Here is a 17860-nt window from a genome sequence, read left to right as displayed (position 1 = left end):
CTCCTTATAATCGTAGAGGCAGATTATACATAAAAATCGAGGTCTTCCTGATGCTTCAATAAGTCTCTCATAACGTGAGGATCGTGACCGAAAAAGTAGACCAGTCCCCAGTGAGTGCCAAAGGCGGTGCGTTTGGTCACGGTTTCTTCCAGAGGTGGTGTCAATTCGTGAGACTCGAAATACTCGTGCTCTTCGGTCTCCTCGGGGATCTCCAGTCTACTTACAACGCGGCGCCGTGGATAGACTCCAAAACAGCCGGCAACACCTTTGGCATCTACTACTTCTTTGGGGAAAAATGCCGTGATTTCTTCTTCGGTGGTTTTCGGGTCGAAGGACAAGATCAGGCCCTGATAGGCATTGAAGCCATAGGCCCGTTCAAGTAGCTCGAATACCTTGAATCCGGGTGGGCGATAGGCCACCTCTCCGAAGTACATTTCGCCATCGTTGGTTACAAAGTACTCAGGATGGACAAAGCCGAAATCGATATCGAATGCCTTGATCAGTTTTTCAATTTGGGTGGTAATTTGGGCCCGGTATTTTTCTAGTTCAGGGGTGGCGGGAACAAACACCGAATAACCCAGGGTCACGTACTCGGAAATATTCAAAAAGTGAATTTTGCCGTTATGAATCCAGGCTTCTACTGCGAATTCCCAGCCGTCCAAGTGGGATTCCATGAGCACGGGGAATTCTTCATCGGGAATGGTATCCACCTCGTCGGGCGTGCGAATCACTCTGTGCCCCAAACAACCGGCCTTGTCGAAGGCTTTGAGATGAATGGGGTCGTTGGGGTCACCATCCAGTTTGAGCAGGGTTTGGTTCACGCGTTTGAGAAAACGCACCACATCCTCTCTATCGTGTGCCTCCTCGAAAATACCCACGCGGATACCGCCCAGTTGAGCGCGCCGTTTCATTAGCGCCTTATCGCGCAATAACATGGCCTGGCCGAAAAGGCGAGGGTTATCCAGCAGTACCGAATTGATCGCGCCGGCCCATTCCACCGTTTCCTCGAACAGCGGAATTGAAACATCCACTCCCATGTCTTTCAAGGTCTGCGCAATTTCCATGGAGCGATCGTTAAGCCGCTCAAAGTTCCAGGGAATATAGGGAATATCGTGTTCTTTGCAGTAATTCTCGGCCCAATCGGGAGCCACCACCACATAGCGTCGGTCAAAACGGTCAGCGGCTTCAATCGCGTTAATGCTCCAACCGAGAAGCGCTACATAACCTTTTTCGGGATTAAAGTTTTCTTTTCGATTCGTATTCATAAATGATAGCCTTTGCATTCATTGGCGTTTATACACTACTCTTTTTTTTCCACTTTGACTAATTGGTGCCCCTATAGGACCTGTGCCCCCTGTGTCAGGATAGTTGTCGCATGAGTTGAAAATTAATGAACGGTAGTTTCGGTGTTTTTCAGCGCACCCTCCCCACGCGTTTCGAACTTTCATTTGTAGGGGAGATAACCTGGCCTTCATGAACGTTACTTTAAAAGCCAGGTATCAGAGAAAACGGTTGAGGAATTTAATGATAATGTGGAAAAAGATAATGTCTTGGGTAATAAAGATTCCCATGTACATATTGCCAAGTTAATCGGTCGATCAACAACTCTATTTCCTTGAAGTCCGAAGCTTGCTTGCTGAGATTCCTATTTATACCTTTCGCACTTTAAATTTCGGCAGTCCTTAAGGAGGTGCCGGGTGATCGGTCCCACACCTAACGATAGGAGAGGGATCAGCATGGATGCTGGCATAGAGCCAGCATGGACGTATTAATGTCGTCCTTTGATGGTCACCCCGGTGCCGAATTTTGATCTACGATCGGTATAAACTCAATTACCTGAGCCCCGTTTTATAAGGTCTAGAAGCGTATTTTTTTCCCGAATTTGCTTTTCAAGTTCGGCAGCGGTGCTTTTGGCGGCTTTTAGTTCCGATTCCAGCGCCTTAATTTCAAGCGCCAAGGCTTCGCTCCGGTCCATCTCATCCCGTGCTTGGCTGTATAAGGATCTGAGTCGGATAGATTGAACATTCTCAGGCTTTGAAGGAGAAGGCTTAGGGCGGATCGGCTCCGGCACGGGTTTTTGCGGTGTTTCTGTTTTTCTTTCGGTTGGAGCTCGGTAGATCGATCCGGTAATTCCTTTGAATATATCGGAAACAAAACTCGACTCTTTCGAGTCGTCGGCTGCGTAAGCCGAAGCAATGATCGACCAAGATATCTTTTCGGTCGTATCGACTGTTGCCGTTGCCGTCGCACTTTGCGCGGTGATTAATGAAGAAATTAGTGCAGGTGCGGCAATGCCTATTTCGAATAGCTTGAACGGCTTTATTTCGTCTTCATGTAGGTACGCTATAAACCCGCCGATCAGAAATAATATGATATAGCGAATGAAAACACCGATGATATTACCGGTTGTGAGAGTGCTTTCGTCATCGAATATTGCGCCGATATCGATTGCCAGTAATGAAACAAGCACAGGCATCAGTGCCCCGAACCCGCCGATAAAAAATCGTTTTTTGGGACTCATAAGACACCTCTGAAATAAAGACAAACCAATAACTTCAAGATACTACTCGGCATGTAAAAAATTGTCGAGCGCGAAAACAGAGGTTTGATGAGTAGGGCAGACACTCCCTGCCCAGTAGGGTGATGTTGGTTTTCTCTGTTTGCCGCCCGGTTTCCCGGCAGTGCCCGGCCAAGAGGGTTTTCTCTTGATCGTTGCTCGCCTCTGCTAATCCGGCGATTCTTTGCAAGCAGGAAAAACTTTTAATTTCTTTTCCCCCCGACCCGGCGCGCTTTCGGAAAAACCACCGATATAGCCGTGCCTTCGCCGGGTTTACTGCGAATTTTGAGTTTCCAGCCGAAACGATTGCAAAGCCGCTTGACGATCGTCAACCCTAAGCCGTGGCCGTTTTGACCGTCTTGAGCGCGATAGAAGGGTTCGAATACCTGCTTGAGTTGTTTTTGCTCCATGCCGATGCCGGTATCTGCGATTGTGACGCGATTTTCGTCGATGGTAATGCAAACCGTGCCTGCCTGGGTATAGCTAAATGCGTTGCGCAGTAAATTGGTCAATAAGATACTCAAGACTTTTTCAGCGGCCGGCACCGACAACAAACAATTTTGTTCGACTTCGACACTGATTTTGTCGTTGGTGACCGCCCTGCCGACTTGCTCAACCAGATTGCTGAGCAGATCGTTAATCAACACATCATCCTCGGGCAGCGGTGAAGACTCCTCGCGGGCCAGTAATAACAACGTATCGATCAAACCTTCCATGTCGCGTAATGTACATTCTATCGTTTGCAACGATCGTTGTTCGTTCGGCTGGTAATCCGAGCGCTTATGCAACAAGGCTAACGAGCTTTTGATGACGGCCAGCGGCGTTCTGAGTTCGTGGCTGGCGTCACGCGTAAAATTGCGTTCGCGTTCGATGAACAACTCCAAGCGCTCGGTAAAGTGATCTAAGGCATCGATCAGCTTGGCGACATCGCTGTCGGTAGTTTGTCGAAATTCGCTCAAATCCAGTTCGGCGAGTCCTTGTTTTTTGAAGTCGAAACTTTCGACGATATGCGCGAGTGAAATCACCGGTGAAATAGCATCCCTCGATTGCCGATAGGACATCCAGGCGAACACGTAAATCAGCACCAACACCAAGCTCAGCGGCACGACACCGAAATAAAACGACAAGGCTGCGACTTGCTGTTCATCGAAGACTAAATACAGCCGCGAATCGTCATTATCCTCGATATACACGATCGGCTGCCGTCCATCTATTAAAGCACGACCGAAGCCGGGCTGCAGCAGTCGTAATGCTTCGGGAACCTTAGAGAAATCGCCGTTGGAAGCCAGATAACCGCTCATATTGAGCGTATCGGGTGCGGAAAAATTCGGGTTTTGCCGGTAGCGTTCCCAAAAATGATCGGCTTCGCCTTGCAAGGCTTCGCGAACCAGAACATCTTCGACGATTTTAGCGGCGGCAAATACACCCATTAGCGTCGCAACACTGATCAACAGAATCTGCAGTAAAAAAGCCTTAATCAGTTTATATTGCAGACCTTGCTTGCTCATCATTCACTCGGCCTGATAAAGCGATAGTGGGTAACCAACCATTCGTTCCCGCCCCGATAACCGAACAATTCGGCACAGGCCATAAAAAACAACCGCCAACGTTGCCGCCAAACGGCTGCTTGTTCTTGCCCGTAGGTTTCCGCAAAAATCCGATCGATTTCGGACGGGTGCCGGTCCATATTGCTCAACCAGGCTTCGGACGTTTTTTGATAATGTTGGCCGGAAACGTCCCATTGGCATTCTATCCTGAGCCGGTCTTGAAAATGCAGTAGGGTGTCCCGGGCCGGCATCAATCCGCCGGTGAAAAAATAGCGTCCCATCCAATTGTCATCGCCTTCGGTTTCGAACGGATAAGCTAAATAACGGTGACAAAAAATATGCACGAACAGCTTGCCGCCGGGTTTCAACCAGTTGGCGATATTGCTCATTAAATGCTCGTAATTGCGCATATGTTCGAACATTTCCAACGAAACGACGCGATCGTACCGCTCAGTCAATGACAAGCGATTCACGTCGCAGGTGATTACATCGAGATTACGCAAGCCCCTTAGCTCTGCCTGTTCGAGGATATATTCGCGTTGACTATTCGAGTTCGATACTGCTGTAATTGTACTGCCGGGATAATGCTCGGCCATCCATAAAGTCAACGAACCCCAGCCGCAACCCAACTCGAGTATTTGCTGGCCGGCCGCCAATTCTGCCCGTTCGCAAGTCAGCCTTAGCATACGCGCTTCGGCTTCATCGAGTGTTTGAGTCGTTTCGTCCCAGTAACACGACGAATATTTCAGATGCTTGCCCAGTGCATGTCGATAAAAACCTGCCGGAACTTCGTAATGTTGGCGATTGGCCGCATCGGTTTCTATCGCGATAGGGCTTTCTCTCAGAGTTTGTAGCAACGATAGGTAACGCAAGCTTTGCTTTTCGACATCATTCGCGCATTCGTCTTTAAGACGTTGCCTCAACAAATTTCGGATACCGATTCGCATCAATGCGTCCGGAATTAAACCTCGCTCGGCCAGTTCGATCGCATTCAACATAGAAAATCGATTTTGCAAAGGAGAAGTCGATTTCGGATACCATGGCAAAAATTTGCTGGTGGTTTGTTGATAGCGGCGGTAATCATCGCCGCGAGAACGCAAGGCTTGTTGTTCGGTATAGGGGATACCCGTCAAAAAATACAAAAAGCAAAACATCACGACCGGCGCGAGCCATAGCCAGTATTGATATTCGCCGCCCCAACCCATCAACGGGTAAGCGAACCAGTGCAGCCATTCAAAAAAATAATTCGGATGCCGGGAATAACGCCACCAACCGGTTCGGCACGTCAGTCCGCGATTATCGGGATTTTTCCGAAATTCGGCCAATTGCCGGTCTGCTGTGGTTTCGCCCCATAAGGCCAAACAGGCAACCAGTAATGCGCAAAAAACCATGACCGAATTAGGGTCGCGAGTATGCGCGACCGCCCAAAACGGAAGAGACAACACCCAGATAAAACCGGCTTGCAATAAAAAAAACTGCAAAAACCCGCTATCGGCCTTATCCCGCATCGCTGCCCGCATCGCTTGGTAACGACCGTCTTCCGGCTCCCCGAATACCCGTGCAGACAAATGACTTCCCAATCGTAAAAACCAGGCGAACGTCAGTAAAGCTAAGCTGAGCTGTAAATACAGAGGGGCGGTTCCCGTCAACGCATACCAAGGACCCGCCAACATCATCCCGAATGACCAAATCACATCGACGATACCGGCGTTCTTATGGTTTTGCTGCCACACCCAGGCCATTAACATCGCCACGGTACTTAGTAACGCAATTACGATTAAACTAAACATGTTTCGCCTCCAGTGGATGATTTTTTTGTCTGACTACACGCGCCATCCATAACAAAAGCGGTAGCGCCGCTGCCCAACTCAAAGCCAGGCCGAAGATCCAAACTCCGGAGTTTTCAGTGATATTGAGCGCACCGAGTCTCGCCGCCGCCCAATAAGAAAACGGACATGTAATGCCGCCGAGCAGTCCGGCCAGCCAAAGACGCGACTGAAGCCAAGCCAAAGAATGATTCAAGGTTAGCGCCAAGCCAAACCACAACAGCAAAATCCATAAAGGCGCGTAACCGGTGTTCGGCCAAGGAGAAGCATATTGAAGCCAACCGAGCCGAATCCAGGCGCTATCCAAAATCATACCGAGCACCAACGCAGCCGGCACCAAACGAAAATCGCCGGCCACATGAATCGCAGGGCGGATATGCCACAACCCGAACAGCACTAAAATAACCGGTGCCGGCCAATACTGGTTTGACGCTGCCGACAAGACCGCGGCAAACCACAAGCCTTGCATCCAAGCCATATTAATGAGGTTATTGCGATTCATAACGAGGTAGCCATTGTTCGCGGCGATTGCTAGGTTTGGCCAGCAGCAATTGCACGTTGGAAATCGATTTTTCCCAAAAGCCGCCTTCGCAATAACACAAATAAAACTCCCACATCCTGATGAATTGTTCGTCGTAGCCTTGTTCCCGAACCTTATCGAGCGAAGCCATGAAACGTTCGCGCCAGGCTTTTAATGTTAGTGCATAACTTTCGCCTTGATCTTCTAAATTGATCAAGCGCAAATCGGTGCTCCGCGACGCGCTGGCGATGATCGCGTTGACGCACGGAATAAAACTGCCCGGAAAAATATAGCGTTTGATAAAGTCGACACTCTTCAAAGCCTGTTTATAGCGCTGATCTTCGATCGTAATCGCCTGAATCAAGGCCAGGCCGTTCGGTTTTAGTAAGTTCGCGCACTGCTTGAGGTAAGTATCGAGATAATGATGTCCAACCGCTTCGATCATTTCTATCGACACCAGCTTGTCGTAAACTCCGGTCAAATCCCGGTAATCCTCCATCAGCACTGTCACGCGATCGGCGACTCCTTCATCGTCGATGCGTTGACGTGCGGCCTCGAACTGTTCTTTCGAGATGGTCGTAGTCGTTATGCGGCAGCCGTAATGCTTGGCGGCATAAGTGGCAAAGCCGCCCCAACCTGTGCCGATTTCGAGGACATTATCGTTGGGCTTTAAATCCAATTTTCGGCAAATACGCTCCAATTTGGCTGTCGAGGCTTCTTCGAGGCTTAGCTCCAAGTCGTGATAAGTTGCCGACGAATACATCCCGTGCTTGTCTAAAAACAACGAAAACAAATCATTACCCAAATCGTAATGCGCGGCGATATTTTTGCGCGAGCCATGCTTGGAGTTTCGGCGCGCGAAATGCCAGAATTTCAACAGAGTATTGGTTAAGGTTGCCAACCCGCCTTCCATGCTGTCTAACAGGTCTCGATTGCGCACCAAAATTCGGATCACCGAAGTCAAATCGTCGGTTTGCCATAATTTGTCCATATAGGATTCGGCGGCGCCGATCGAGCCGCCTAACGATATCTGCCGGTAAAAACTCATATCGAAGACTTCGATCTCGGCGCTGAGCCCATCTTGACCGGGACTACCCAACACGACTTTGCCGAGCGAGTCGGTCACCGTTAATTGGGAATCTTGCAAATGACTGAGTTTATTCAGCAGCGCTTTGCGCAGCAGCAAATCGAATCTAGCCGGGTTCTTGCTTATTTCGGCTGTTGTGGCATTCATGCTTATCTCCTTGATGTCATTCGGTTTGTTTATCGGGATGCGAATAAAACGGAATGCCTTTCAGCCAAAGCCGGAAAGCATGCCAATAAATCCTAAAAACGATGGCGCAAGTGATGAAAGGAAATCGCAATGGCACTGAGCGCATCATTTTCGGGGATGGGTCGAGCATGTCCAGTTGCAGGGTAGCATCGAAACAGCATTGCGCCAGGCGGTACAATTGCATGTGTATCGTCAACTTATCGCCGGAAAAGGCGAACCGCCACCGGTAATCGATGTCCATCGGCATGAACGGCGATACATGAAAAGCTTTGCCGAACTCGAAGGTCCATTTACCGTTTTGGGCCGTGCTTTGCCGAGTATCCAAGACATAACAAAACCGTTCGCCCCAGGGTGTATTGGTAATTTCGGCGAGAATGAAGCGAGGCTGATCCGAGCTTTCCGGAAAACAAAAATAAAAACTGACCGGATTGAATGCAAAGCCTAAGTATCTCAGATGCGTAAGCAAGCAAATGCGTCCTTCAAACATTTCACCGGTTTGTTGTTCAATTCGGGCTTTTACCGCGTCTCGCAAATCCGAATCCGTAGGCCCGAGATAGTCTTCGCGATAATAGGAGACCAGATTAAAGCGTTGCTTCGACCAAAAACGGCTTTTATCGATGACCTGATCTAATTCGTCGAGATCGAGCCACGACATGAACAAGGGATAGCGGAAAGCATGCGGTTTCGGCAAGTGGCGCCGGTGGCGCACCCAACCTTTGCCGATGCGGCTGTGCAGCGCGTTCATGACGGCGCGTTCAGTTTATCGATCGCCAACTGCGCACTGGCCGCGCCGTCTTCATGAAAGCCCCAACCCCAATAGGCGCCTGCATAAAACGTGCGGTTATGGCCATTGATATCGGCATGTCTTTTTTGCGCGGCCAGGCTTTCCGGCGTGTACACTGGATGTCGATAATGCCGCTGCATCAAAATTTTCGACGGATCAATGCGGTCCGTGCAATTCAGCGACACCAGCAACGGCTCAGGAGCGTCTAGATTTTGCAGCATATTCATATAATAAGTCACAGTACAATTCGCCTGAGCCCCAGCAGGTTTCAACGCATTCCAACTTGCCCAGGCCTTCGGATGCCTCGGCATCAACCCCGCATCGGTATGCAGTACCGTATCGTTGTCCTGAAATGAGAACGCACCGAGTATTTCGGTCTCTTCCGGACTCGGATCGGACAAGAGCTGAAGCGTTTGATCGCCGTGACAAGCCATGACGACGTGGTCGAAACGCCGCTCGCCACTATCGCCGATGATAGTGACGCCGTTATTGTCCCGTGCGATCGATCGTACCGGACTATTTAGCCGGAGTTCGCCGCCGAAGCGCTGCTTGAATGCTTCGACATAGGTCGACGAGCCGCCTTTAACTGTGCGCCATAGCGGACGGTCATCGATTTTCAGCATGCGGTGATTGTTCATGAATGCCACAAAATAGCGTGCCGGAAAGTTTTTCAGGCTTTCCGGCGGCCCCGACCATAAGGCGCAAGCCATTGGTAGAATATGATCTTCGATGAAAGCTTCGCTGTAACGGTTTTGTTGCAAATACTCGCCCAAGGTCAGCGCATCGTTGCCGCTTTTCAATAAGGCCGGCGCTTCGCGGTAAAAGCGGAAAATATCGGCGATCATCCGGTAAAAGCGTGGACTGAACAGATTGCGGCGTTGACAGAATAATTTGTCGATCGTCGTTGCATTGTACTCAAGGCCGGTTTTCGCATCGGCCACGCTAAAGCTCATGTCCGAAGGCTGCGAAGCCACGCCCAATTCGTTCAGAAAGCGGCAGAAATGGATGTAGTTGTGTTCGTTGAACACGATGAAGCCGGTATCGACCGAAAATTGGCGGTCGTCCAAGACGATATTGTGCGTATCGGTATGTCCGCCCAGATAAGTATTGGCTTCATACAGCGTAACCTCATGCTGCTTGGCCAGATAATGAGCCGCATAAATGCCGGAGATCCCGCTGCCGACGATCGCGATGTTCATGCTTTTTCTCCTTCATCCCAGCGATTCGAATTCAAGCGTGAAGCCGGAATCGGTTGCAAGTCCCAGATCAAACCGCACCAAGACATCAGTTTCAGCAAGTAATAACTAATATCGATCTCCCACCAATAAAAGCCTTGGCGAGCCGAGACCGGATAATGGTGATGATTGTTGTGCCAGCCTTCGCCGAGCGTGATCAGTGCCAGAAAACCGTTGTTGCGGCTGTCGTCGCCGGTTTTGTAACGTTGGTTGCCCCAGACATGCGACAGCGAATTGATGAACAGCGTGCAATGGATCAGCACGATCGTCGACACGAAATAACCCCAAATCAACATCTGCCAACCGGTCGTACCGAGTTCCGGAAAAGCGATTTCGAGCCATTTACCCAGACCCCACAAGGCGACTGCATAGAGCACCGGTATCACGATGTCGAAGCGGTCCAGGAAGCGCAGTTCGGGAAACTTGATCAGATCGCGCACCCATTGCTCGCGGGTAACAAAGTGCTTGGTGCTCAAAAACCAGCCCATGTGGCTCCACCAGAAGCCTTTGCGCGGGCTGTGCATGTCGCGATCGGTGTCGGAATAACGGTGATGACGGCGGTGATGCGAGGCCCACCAGATTGGGCCGCGTTGCGTCGCGGTCGAACCGAGCAAACCGAAAAGAAACTGGCATACGCGGCTGGTTCGAAATGTCTTGTGCGAGAAGTAGCGATGATAGAATGCCGTGATCGCGAACATCCGAATAAAATAGGAAAACAGCGCCACGACAATCACGATCGGGCTCCAGCCCACTACGAATACCAACAGGCACGCGACATGCATGAGTATGAACGGAATCACGCGAAACCAATCTACGGCCTCGCTGGCGTCATTGCCGGTTTCGACGCTACTGCTGTCGAACCAGGCGAAAAATTTTGTTAATGCGTTTTGTATAAACATCTTAGTCATCTCATAAAACTCACTCTTTCATTTAAGGATTCGGTCATAAATAACTTCCCTATTTTTAATACGCGGTAAGCAGGTTCGGTTGCTCGATTGACAGGTGTCGGCGGCAGGGAAAGCTGCCGTCAAGCCTACACGGACGTATTCACGGCGTCCTGTCAAGCGAGTTACCGAACCCGCTACAAGACTCATAGCTCCAGGAAGTTATTTTTCACGAAATCCTAAGAGTATGTTGGTCATTAGAATACTAAGCGTGTGAAAAATATGTGAACGCCTGCGTGCGATTTGTTCACACAATAGTGCATGGAGATCGGTAACACTCTGCAGAAAATTGAATAACGGAGTGGACAATGAAACGAATGACATCATTATTCGGCATATTACTGGCGCTGACCGGCTGCAGCAGCGTCGAAACGAATCCGATGCGCGAGTATTTAGCGATGGCTTCTGCCGAACAGAATGCCGGAAAACATCCTAAAATCAGGCATTTTGTCGAGTTATACGACAACTTGGAAGTGTTGCCGATTAAGAGTAAGGTTGAAAATACCTATGCCGAGCAACTGTATTTTAACGATACGCTTGTCACCTTGCATGACCGGCAAGCCCTACAGCGTTATCTCGAACAAACCCAGAAAAACCTCGATTCGATCAGTATTGAAGTTATGTCGGTATTCGAACAAGGCGACGATGCGTTTGTGCGCTGGAACATGCGAACTCGGTTCACGCTATTGGGTCGAAGCAAGGATGTCACGACGATAGGCTTTAGCCATTTGCGTTTCGACGATCATGGCAAAATCGTCTTGCATCAAGACTACTGGGACAGCACGCAAGGCTTTTTTCTACAGGTTCCGATTATCGGAGGAGTATTACAATGGATAAAAAACGGTTTACACGACTAGCGATCTTGTTAGGGTTTATGTCGTTCGGCAATGTATACGCCGAAGACTTACTATCTTCGAGCATCAATAATCAGCAGGCCGAACTACCGCGTTGCAGTAAGGGTGAATTGAAAGCTTTCCGCTGGATTCATGTCGGTTATGCCGAACTTTATCTAAACAATTGCAAAAACCCGATCGATGTTTTCAACGATTCTCCGAAACAATTACGCTTTATTTACGAGCGCTCGATTCCGGCCAAGGCATTCCGTGAGGCTTCCGAGGAATATCTAAAAGCGAATTTAGGCGATCGATATCAGGACTGGCGTAGCGCTTTCGATCGATTCAACCGTCAATATAAGGATATTGATAAAGGCGATTTTTACGATTTAATTTATGATGCCGATAACGGTTTGAGACTTTTTCTGAACAATGAACTGCTCGGAGCCTTAGAAGACCCCGAACAGGGGCTGGCTTATTTCAATATCTGGTTCGGCAAAGACCCGTTCTCAAATGCGCTGAAAGAGGCTTTACTGACGCCGGAAATGTAATATCTGCCGCCACGCTCTTGTGAATGCCGAGCTTAAAAGCTCTATATGTGTTAATCCAAATTCGTCAGTTTGTCTCGCTCCAATTTCCTGGAGCGCTACCAAAATTGCTCACTCCCAAACGCTTGTTTGGGAGTGTCTAGCTTCAAGCTCCGCCTGACGGGCGATAAGCAGAGCTTAAAGGTAAGCATTCCCAAGTAGAACGTGGGAACGAAACAAACACCGTTCATAAATAATGAACGATCAAGGGCGCAGGTTAAAACGACAAATCCCACTGCAACCAAAATCGCTGATCCGATTGGCTGATTCCCTGCGCCGGGTCTTCCACGATCAAGTGACTGACTTGAAAATTCACTTTATTGGCATGACCGTTGAAGAAATAGGTCATTACGCCGCTGAACTCTTGTTGTCGGTCGTTATCGACATCGACATTGGGATCGACAAAGGCATAACGTCCGGCAAACTCCAGATTCTTCGGAACGATCGCCAAAATATAATGCGGAAAATAGCCGGCTTGTATCAAGCCGCCCATGAGATTCGTTTCTCTCTCGCCGGCGCCTTTGGCTTGGAATGTATCGATAACTTCCTTCCAGTGCATTTCATGTTGAATCGATAAGCCTTGCCATTTGAAACGGACTTCTTCCATCATTTGATTGATACGGTATTGGCCGTCTTCGCCTACGCTAAAGCCGGGCAGTGCGCGGCAGCTTCGGCTATCGGTTTCGAAGGCGGTGCATCGGCTTTGATTGGTCGCCGCCGCGAACGCGAAATTGAGGGCCGGTTTTTCATGATATTCGAGATCGGATTGGGAAAACGGCATTTCTCCGCCCAAGGTATTCCACTGCAAACGGCCGGAATACATCATGTTGTTATCGTCATTATTACGCTCGCCGACGCCGAGTCCGGTATAGACGCCGGCATAATAACTGATATCGTGCCAGGTGCCGGGAAAGAGATTGCCGAAGATCTGTACCCCTTGTTGCCGGTCTACCGTGAAGATGTCGTTGACGATCGACCGGTTGACGAATTGCTGATTGCCGGAAGAAGTCACCCGTTCGTCGTTATACAAAACCTTACCGCGACCGAACCATAATTTAGCCCATTGATATTTGTCCACGGTCAAGTTCAAATCTCGTAAAACCGGCTGTGACCAGTCGTATTGCAAATAGTATTTCAACCACGGCCAATAAGCATGACCTCTGAGCTTGGTCCGCGCGCGGCGGATCATGAAGGTGCTTTGGTCGCGATCGAGATCGTCGATCGAGCGCGGATCGCTGTCGAAAGGATTGGCATAGCGTGCTTGTATCCGGTTTTGGATGGACAAGGCGAATTTGCCGTCATCGGTCTTGAATTCAAAGCCGTTCTTGCCGTAGCTGACGCCGGAGGGCAGGTTGCTCTGGGTTTTAGGTTTCGGCTCATCCGACTTGACCTCAACTTCGGCTTGGGCAAGCGCAGTTTGCACGTCCTTTTTCGGTAGCCCATGCTCCGTTTGACTAGCCGTGGCGGCTTGCGCCGCTTCTAATTGTTCGAGCCGTTTTAGCTTTTCATCTAAAACTTGCAGCTTTGCGTCGAGTCGCTTTTCAACGGCCAGCAATTCCTGCATATAACGTTCCGGGTCTTTGGGTTCAGCGGCTAGAACGACTCCGGACAAAAATAACCCGAACAGCACGGCCGGAATGGCGCGTGGCAAGGGCCTGTAGCGAGATGGCATTTTCATGTATTGCACTGGGTTCGCAAGAAAAATGCGAATTATGACAAAATTATGACAATTTTGTGACAATTATACCTTTCGCACTTCAAATTTCGGCAGTGCCTAAGGAGGAGCCGAGAGGCTCGGCCCCTCACCTAGCGTTAGGTGAGGGGCTGGCATAGAGCCTACAGGGACGTATTCACGGCGTCCTTTGACGGGCACCCCGGTGCCGAATTTTGATCTACGAGGGGGTATACATAAAAATAACGGCACTCCGGTAGTGGAATTTCTAAAAAGATATGGGCTTGACGAGGATGTCGGGAGAAGAATCTTTAATTCGTTACGGCCTGCTTAAGCAATAGCATACGGCCCAAGCGGCGCAATCCGTCGGACGATATGTCCAAGCCGAGCGGCGAGCCGATGGCTTCAAGTTCGTACAGCAAATCCGTTGCAGTGATAAACGTCAGAAAGCGCAAGCCCTCGGCTCCGGGTACGTCTTTGGCTATCGTTCGCAGTACCGGCGTAACTTGATCCCATGAATCGTTGAAAAACATCCGGACCGGGTCGCCGCCACTCGTGTCGTTGCTCGTCAAACCCTTGTGGAAGGCCGATTTAGCCGCAAGTAAAGTCTCCAGAAGCGTATCGCGAACGTCTTCGGAAACGCTATCGTCCGCGGCTCGATCGATCGCTTTAAATAATGAAGCGTTCCAGCGTTGCCAAGCTACATTCCATTGTTGCATTTCGCTTTCATTGAATACCGGCGAGGGTTGCTTGTTTATTCTTGCATTCGCCTGCGGAACTTGAAATGAGACTTTTACGCCTAAACCGGTTTCGCCGGCCGTGACTTCGCTGAATCGTAGCGAGTTCAACAGGGCTTGCATCGCCGCCGTATTTTCCGGAGTCGTAACGGGTGAAAGCGTTTTTTCGATGTCGCCTCGTACTTCTTGTAGGTCGAGTTTAACCGATGCCAATTTCGGTTCGGCAAAACGCTTGATCAAATCCTGCAACTGATCGATTCTCAACGCTTGTCCGCCCGGATCGTAAGCCACTGCTTTGTCGATCGGAAAGCGTAAAACAGTACCGCCGTTCTCCAGTACCGCGCGTTGAAAAGTCTCGAGTTTGCCGGTCCAATCCAACACGGTTAGACACTGGCCGCCCATGGCGGTGCCGATTCGCGCATGTACGTCATTGACGATTCGAACGAGGCCTTGTTGCCCGTCGATTCTAGGATTGAACATATCGAGCAAACTACAGCCGCCTTTATCCTTCCATAAATGGGCCGCCTTATTGGTCCCGGTGTAGACTTGCTCAACAAGCACATTTCGAATTAAGCGGTAATCGATCGGTAGTGGAATGGTCTTCTGATTTGCACTAAGGCTTCCAGAATAGGCAATTAGGATTCCAAGGTAAGCGCTTAGTAAAATTTTTTTCATAGTATGACTCATACAATCGGTTATGCCCCATGCGGCTCAATTAGGTTACCATTGTTTTCGGTGATATCGTTTTAGTCCGATTATGACTTTCTATGTATTTGTTCAGTCCACAGTATTTAAAACAAATTGGAACTTGGTCTCAATCGGCTGAAAGTACGTAGCCCGTATGCAGCGTAGCGGAATACGGGAATGGCGTAGCTTCGAACTTCCCGGATTGCGCTGCGCTCCATCCGGGCTACCTCACGCGGGGCGAGTTATTCAACCCGCTCCGAACGTTTTGATTTGCTTGGGCCACGGTCGAAAAGCTTCCGCTCCTGCTCACGCCCCTTACCTACATCCATATAGGTAACGTTTAGGACGGGGTTACAAAACCCGTCCCGCCAAGTCAAAGCCAATTTTTCAACCATCAACGCAAACATAGCCTTGAGGAAGGGGATTTAGGAGGATTTATTTATATAATCTCCTCTAAGACCTCTTTTTCAAAAAAGCTGAATAGTCTTTACTATAACCACAAATGTTTACTGCATTTAGCAGTTTAATGAATTTCTTTTAGGAGTGATTAGTGTTCGATACGGTTACACAATGGTTGCAAGACTTAAATCTGGAGCCTAGCACCAAAGTGGCAATCGCTTTGGCGGCTATCGTTGCCATAGCAATATTAACCCACCTCATTTTGCATTATGTCTTTCTGCGTTTAGTCGAAAAATTGGCCTACCGAAGCAAATGGGTTTGGAAGCGCGCCTTATTCGAGCAAAATTTATTCAATCGCATTGCATTCGTATTTCAGGCCATGTTGGTCCGCTGGCAAGCGCAGCTATGGCTGGCCCAGGAGTCATTGTTTTTATCCGGCATCGAATTAGCCGCTAAATTGTGGATATTGTTTTATCTGCTCTTAAGTTTGTTTTCCTTGCTCGACACCTTGCTGTCCTTGGCACATCAATACCGTGTCGCACGACATTGGCCTTTGCGCGGTGTCTTCCAAAGCATCAAGCTGATTGCATCCGGTTTTGCCTGTATCTTATTTGTTTCGATCATCACCGACAAATCGCCGGTGATTTTACTCAGCAGCTTGGGCGCGATGACGGCAGTACTGCTCTTAGTGTTCAAGGATTCGTTATTGGGCTTGGCTGCCGGCATTCAACTGTCGGCCAACAAAATGTTGAGCGTCGGCGACTGGCTGGAAATGTCCAAATACGGCGCCGACGGGGATGTAATCGATATCGGCTTGACTACCGTCAAGGTGCAGAATTGGGACCGAACGATTACTACGATCCCGACTTACGCCTTGATATCCGATTCGTTTAAAAACTGGCGCGGCATGCAAGAATCCGGCGGCCGGCGCATTATGCGCAGCATTCGAATCGATGTCGCTAGCGTTGCGTTTCTATCCGAGGAAGCGATCGTCCGTCTGCGTAAAACGAAACTGCTCACCGATTATATCGAACACAAGCTGGCCGAAATCGACAAGGCCAATGCAGAAGAGCGTGCCGATTTATCTTGTCCTGCGAATGGCCGGCGGCTGACTAATTTAGGTACGTTCCGCGCCTATTTGAATGCCTATCTAAAGGCACATCCCGATATTCATCAATCGATGATTTTGATGGTACGCCAATTGGAACCCGATGCGCACGGACTGCCGATTCAGGTCTATGCGTTCAGCAACGATACGCGCTGGGTCAATTACGAAAGTATTCAAGCCGATATTTTCGACCATGTATTAGCGGTAGTGCCGGAATTCGGCCTGCGCGTCCATCAAATGCCGAGCGGCCAGGATTTGCAAGCGCTGTTGAAAGCGACTGGGAATTAATCGTTATCGCTTTGCCGACGAGCCAATAGATGAATATAGCGCCCCATGTCTCGGTAGGTCGGCATTCGGCAGTAGCGGTATTCCAATTCGAATAATTCGGCCGGATCGCTGCCGTCTAAAGTGTCTTTGCTGACATAATCGTGAAACACGCGAATGCCGGTATGCGCCGTAATGCTAAATCCGTGGCTTTGCAATCGCTCGATGACTTCGTGAGGATATTGAGGATTCGGCGGCGTTAGTTTTTTACCTTTGCCGAGATAAGCGTCGTCAAGCAGGTTTTTCCAGCGCCAATGGCCTTTCAAGGCATTGGTATATACCATCGCGTTACGGTTATAGAACAACAGCGACAAATAGCCGCCGGGCTTGACCTTATCCATGATGATTTGCAAGACCGGCAGTGGATCGGCGAGCCATTCGATTACCGCATGAAATAAAACCAAATCGAATGGGGGCAGTTTGGCCGCGAGCGTTTGCGCGGGTTCATGATGAAATTCGGCGATCAGGCCGGCTTCGGAAAGATTTTGCCGCGCCCGCGCCAACATCTTTTCCGACACGTCGCATAGCGTCAGACGGTGGCCTTGCCCGGCGAGCCATTGGCTGATTTGCCCAAAACCGCATCCGGCATCCCATATCGACAGAGGTTTGGCAGCCCGGTAAAACTCGTCAAGATCTTCCTTCAATAGCTTGAGCCGCCAATTTCCTTTGGGCGTGCCGTAGACTTTTTGTTCGAATTTTTCGACAAACGGGTCGAAATTACGGTCTTTCAGTGGTTTCATCGGGCAGGGGTTTCGTTCCAAAAGCGCTTATTCCTAAATTCGGCAGTTTAACCATGAAGAGCATGAAGGTCTTGAAGATACAGCGTT

The 17860-nt window shown here is 49.5% G+C and carries 15 protein-coding genes; 3 read left to right on the top strand and 12 right to left on the bottom strand.

The genetic code is table 11. From position 1 onward, the window contains the following. Positions 1-23 precede the first annotated feature (23 nt). The 9 genes from ACINK7_RS21120 to ACINK7_RS21080 all read right to left on the bottom strand — a co-directional run bounded on the left by ACINK7_RS21120 (position 24) and on the right by ACINK7_RS21080 (position 10650). Positions 24-1265 carry an acetyl-CoA carboxylase biotin carboxylase subunit family protein gene (locus tag ACINK7_RS21120; RefSeq protein WP_404358436.1) on the bottom strand — a complete coding sequence of 414 codons (1242 nt, stop codon included), beginning with the start codon at positions 1263-1265 and terminating at the stop codon, positions 24-26. 563 nt (positions 1266-1828) lie between these two features. Then, positions 1829-2521: a hypothetical protein gene (locus ACINK7_RS21115; protein ID WP_404358435.1), complete on the bottom strand. Its 693-nt coding sequence runs from the start codon at positions 2519-2521 to the stop codon at positions 1829-1831. Between the two features lie 239 nt (positions 2522-2760). Beyond that, positions 2761-4068, bottom strand: coding sequence for a sensor histidine kinase (locus ACINK7_RS21110; RefSeq protein WP_404358433.1), 1308 nt, complete (start codon positions 4066-4068; stop codon positions 2761-2763). Further along, positions 4065-5894, bottom strand: coding sequence for a DUF1295 domain-containing protein (locus ACINK7_RS21105; RefSeq protein ID WP_404358431.1), 1830 nt, complete (start codon positions 5892-5894; stop codon positions 4065-4067). Before ACINK7_RS21105 ends, ACINK7_RS21110 begins: the two co-directional genes overlap by 4 nt. Further along, a complete protein-coding gene (locus tag ACINK7_RS21100; RefSeq protein ID WP_404358429.1) occupies positions 5887-6432 on the bottom strand; it encodes a DUF2878 domain-containing protein in 546 nt (181 codons plus the stop codon). The genes ACINK7_RS21105 and ACINK7_RS21100 overlap by 8 nt, the downstream gene beginning before the upstream one ends. Beyond that, complete coding sequence (locus tag ACINK7_RS21095) at positions 6419-7684, bottom strand: class I SAM-dependent methyltransferase (protein ID WP_404358427.1); 1266 nt, start codon at positions 7682-7684, stop codon at positions 6419-6421. Before ACINK7_RS21095 ends, ACINK7_RS21100 begins: the two co-directional genes overlap by 14 nt. Before the next feature lie 16 nt (positions 7685-7700). Next, positions 7701-8468 carry a DUF1365 domain-containing protein gene (locus tag ACINK7_RS21090; RefSeq protein ID WP_404358426.1) on the bottom strand — a complete coding sequence of 256 codons (768 nt, stop codon included), beginning with the start codon at positions 8466-8468 and terminating at the stop codon, positions 7701-7703. Continuing rightward, a complete protein-coding gene (locus tag ACINK7_RS21085; RefSeq protein ID WP_404358424.1) occupies positions 8465-9706 on the bottom strand; it encodes an NAD(P)/FAD-dependent oxidoreductase in 1242 nt (413 codons plus the stop codon). Before ACINK7_RS21085 ends, ACINK7_RS21090 begins: the two co-directional genes overlap by 4 nt. After that, the gene (locus ACINK7_RS21080; protein WP_404358422.1) at positions 9703-10650 is read right to left on the bottom strand and encodes an acyl-CoA desaturase; all 948 of its coding nucleotides are present in this window, start codon (positions 10648-10650) and stop codon (positions 9703-9705) included. The genes ACINK7_RS21085 and ACINK7_RS21080 overlap by 4 nt, the downstream gene beginning before the upstream one ends. A gap of 344 nt (positions 10651-10994) precedes the next feature. On the opposite strand from ACINK7_RS21080, the gene ACINK7_RS21075 reads away from it, so the two are divergent. Together ACINK7_RS21075 and ACINK7_RS21070 are read left to right on the top strand one after the other, a co-directional pair. After that, positions 10995-11543 carry a nuclear transport factor 2 family protein gene (locus ACINK7_RS21075; RefSeq protein ID WP_404358421.1) on the top strand — a complete coding sequence of 183 codons (549 nt, stop codon included), beginning with the start codon at positions 10995-10997 and terminating at the stop codon, positions 11541-11543. Beyond that, a complete protein-coding gene (locus ACINK7_RS21070; RefSeq protein WP_404358419.1) occupies positions 11516-12070 on the top strand; it encodes a chalcone isomerase family protein in 555 nt (184 codons plus the stop codon). The genes ACINK7_RS21075 and ACINK7_RS21070 overlap by 28 nt, the downstream gene beginning before the upstream one ends. 253 nt (positions 12071-12323) lie before the next feature. On the opposite strand, the gene ACINK7_RS21065 is transcribed toward ACINK7_RS21070, so the two are convergent. Both ACINK7_RS21065 and ACINK7_RS21060 read right to left on the bottom strand, forming a co-directional pair. Next, positions 12324-13784 (bottom strand): porin, encoded by a 1461-nt coding sequence (locus tag ACINK7_RS21065; RefSeq protein ID WP_404358417.1) that lies wholly within the window; start codon positions 13782-13784, stop codon positions 12324-12326. Positions 13785-14089: 305 nt separating this feature from the next. Beyond that, positions 14090-15190 (bottom strand): hypothetical protein, encoded by a 1101-nt coding sequence (locus ACINK7_RS21060; protein ID WP_404358415.1) that lies wholly within the window; start codon positions 15188-15190, stop codon positions 14090-14092. A gap of 562 nt (positions 15191-15752) precedes the next feature. Between ACINK7_RS21060 and ACINK7_RS21055 the strand changes: the two genes are divergently transcribed. Further along, entirely contained in the window at positions 15753-16997 is a 1245-nt protein-coding gene (locus tag ACINK7_RS21055) for a mechanosensitive ion channel family protein (RefSeq protein ID WP_404358413.1), read from the top strand. Here the strand turns inward: ACINK7_RS21055 and ACINK7_RS21050 are convergent. Beyond that, the gene (locus ACINK7_RS21050) at positions 16994-17773 is read right to left on the bottom strand and encodes a methyltransferase domain-containing protein (protein WP_404358411.1); all 780 of its coding nucleotides are present in this window, start codon (positions 17771-17773) and stop codon (positions 16994-16996) included. The two genes, ACINK7_RS21055 and ACINK7_RS21050, sit on opposite strands and share 4 nt — an antisense overlap. Positions 17774-17860: the final 87 nt, after the last annotated feature.

It is taken from the genome of Methylotuvimicrobium sp. KM1 (assembly GCF_044788715.1).
GTDB lineage: Bacteria > Pseudomonadota > Gammaproteobacteria > Methylococcales > Methylomonadaceae > Methylotuvimicrobium.
This window is presented reverse-complemented; position numbering and strand designations above follow the sequence as displayed.

What these genes read in the sequence shown, in the direction of transcription:
- ACINK7_RS21060 (WP_404358415.1), bottom strand. Translation starts at nt 15,190, where the DNA reads ATGAAAAAAATTTTACTAAGCGCTTACCTTGGAATCCTAATTGCCTAT.
- ACINK7_RS21110 (WP_404358433.1), bottom strand. Translation starts at nt 4,068, where the DNA reads ATGATGAGCAAGCAAGGTCTGCAATATAAACTGATTAAGGCTTTTTTA.
- ACINK7_RS21085 (WP_404358424.1), bottom strand. Translation starts at nt 9,706, where the DNA reads ATGAACATCGCGATCGTCGGCAGCGGGATCTCCGGCATTTATGCGGCT.
- ACINK7_RS21065 (WP_404358417.1), bottom strand. Translation starts at nt 13,784, where the DNA reads ATGAAAATGCCATCTCGCTACAGGCCCTTGCCACGCGCCATTCCGGCC.
- ACINK7_RS21105 (WP_404358431.1), bottom strand. Translation starts at nt 5,894, where the DNA reads ATGTTTAGTTTAATCGTAATTGCGTTACTAAGTACCGTGGCGATGTTA.
- ACINK7_RS21050 (WP_404358411.1), bottom strand. Translation starts at nt 17,773, where the DNA reads ATGAAACCACTGAAAGACCGTAATTTCGACCCGTTTGTCGAAAAATTC.
- ACINK7_RS21075 (WP_404358421.1), top strand. Translation starts at nt 10,995, where the DNA reads ATGAAACGAATGACATCATTATTCGGCATATTACTGGCGCTGACCGGC.
- ACINK7_RS21095 (WP_404358427.1), bottom strand. Translation starts at nt 7,684, where the DNA reads ATGAATGCCACAACAGCCGAAATAAGCAAGAACCCGGCTAGATTCGAT.
- ACINK7_RS21120 (WP_404358436.1), bottom strand. Translation starts at nt 1,265, where the DNA reads ATGAATACGAATCGAAAAGAAAACTTTAATCCCGAAAAAGGTTATGTA.
- ACINK7_RS21070 (WP_404358419.1), top strand. Translation starts at nt 11,516, where the DNA reads ATGGATAAAAAACGGTTTACACGACTAGCGATCTTGTTAGGGTTTATG.
- ACINK7_RS21115 (WP_404358435.1), bottom strand. Translation starts at nt 2,521, where the DNA reads ATGAGTCCCAAAAAACGATTTTTTATCGGCGGGTTCGGGGCACTGATG.
- ACINK7_RS21100 (WP_404358429.1), bottom strand. Translation starts at nt 6,432, where the DNA reads ATGAATCGCAATAACCTCATTAATATGGCTTGGATGCAAGGCTTGTGG.
- ACINK7_RS21090 (WP_404358426.1), bottom strand. Translation starts at nt 8,468, where the DNA reads ATGAACGCGCTGCACAGCCGCATCGGCAAAGGTTGGGTGCGCCACCGG.
- ACINK7_RS21080 (WP_404358422.1), bottom strand. Translation starts at nt 10,650, where the DNA reads ATGACTAAGATGTTTATACAAAACGCATTAACAAAATTTTTCGCCTGG.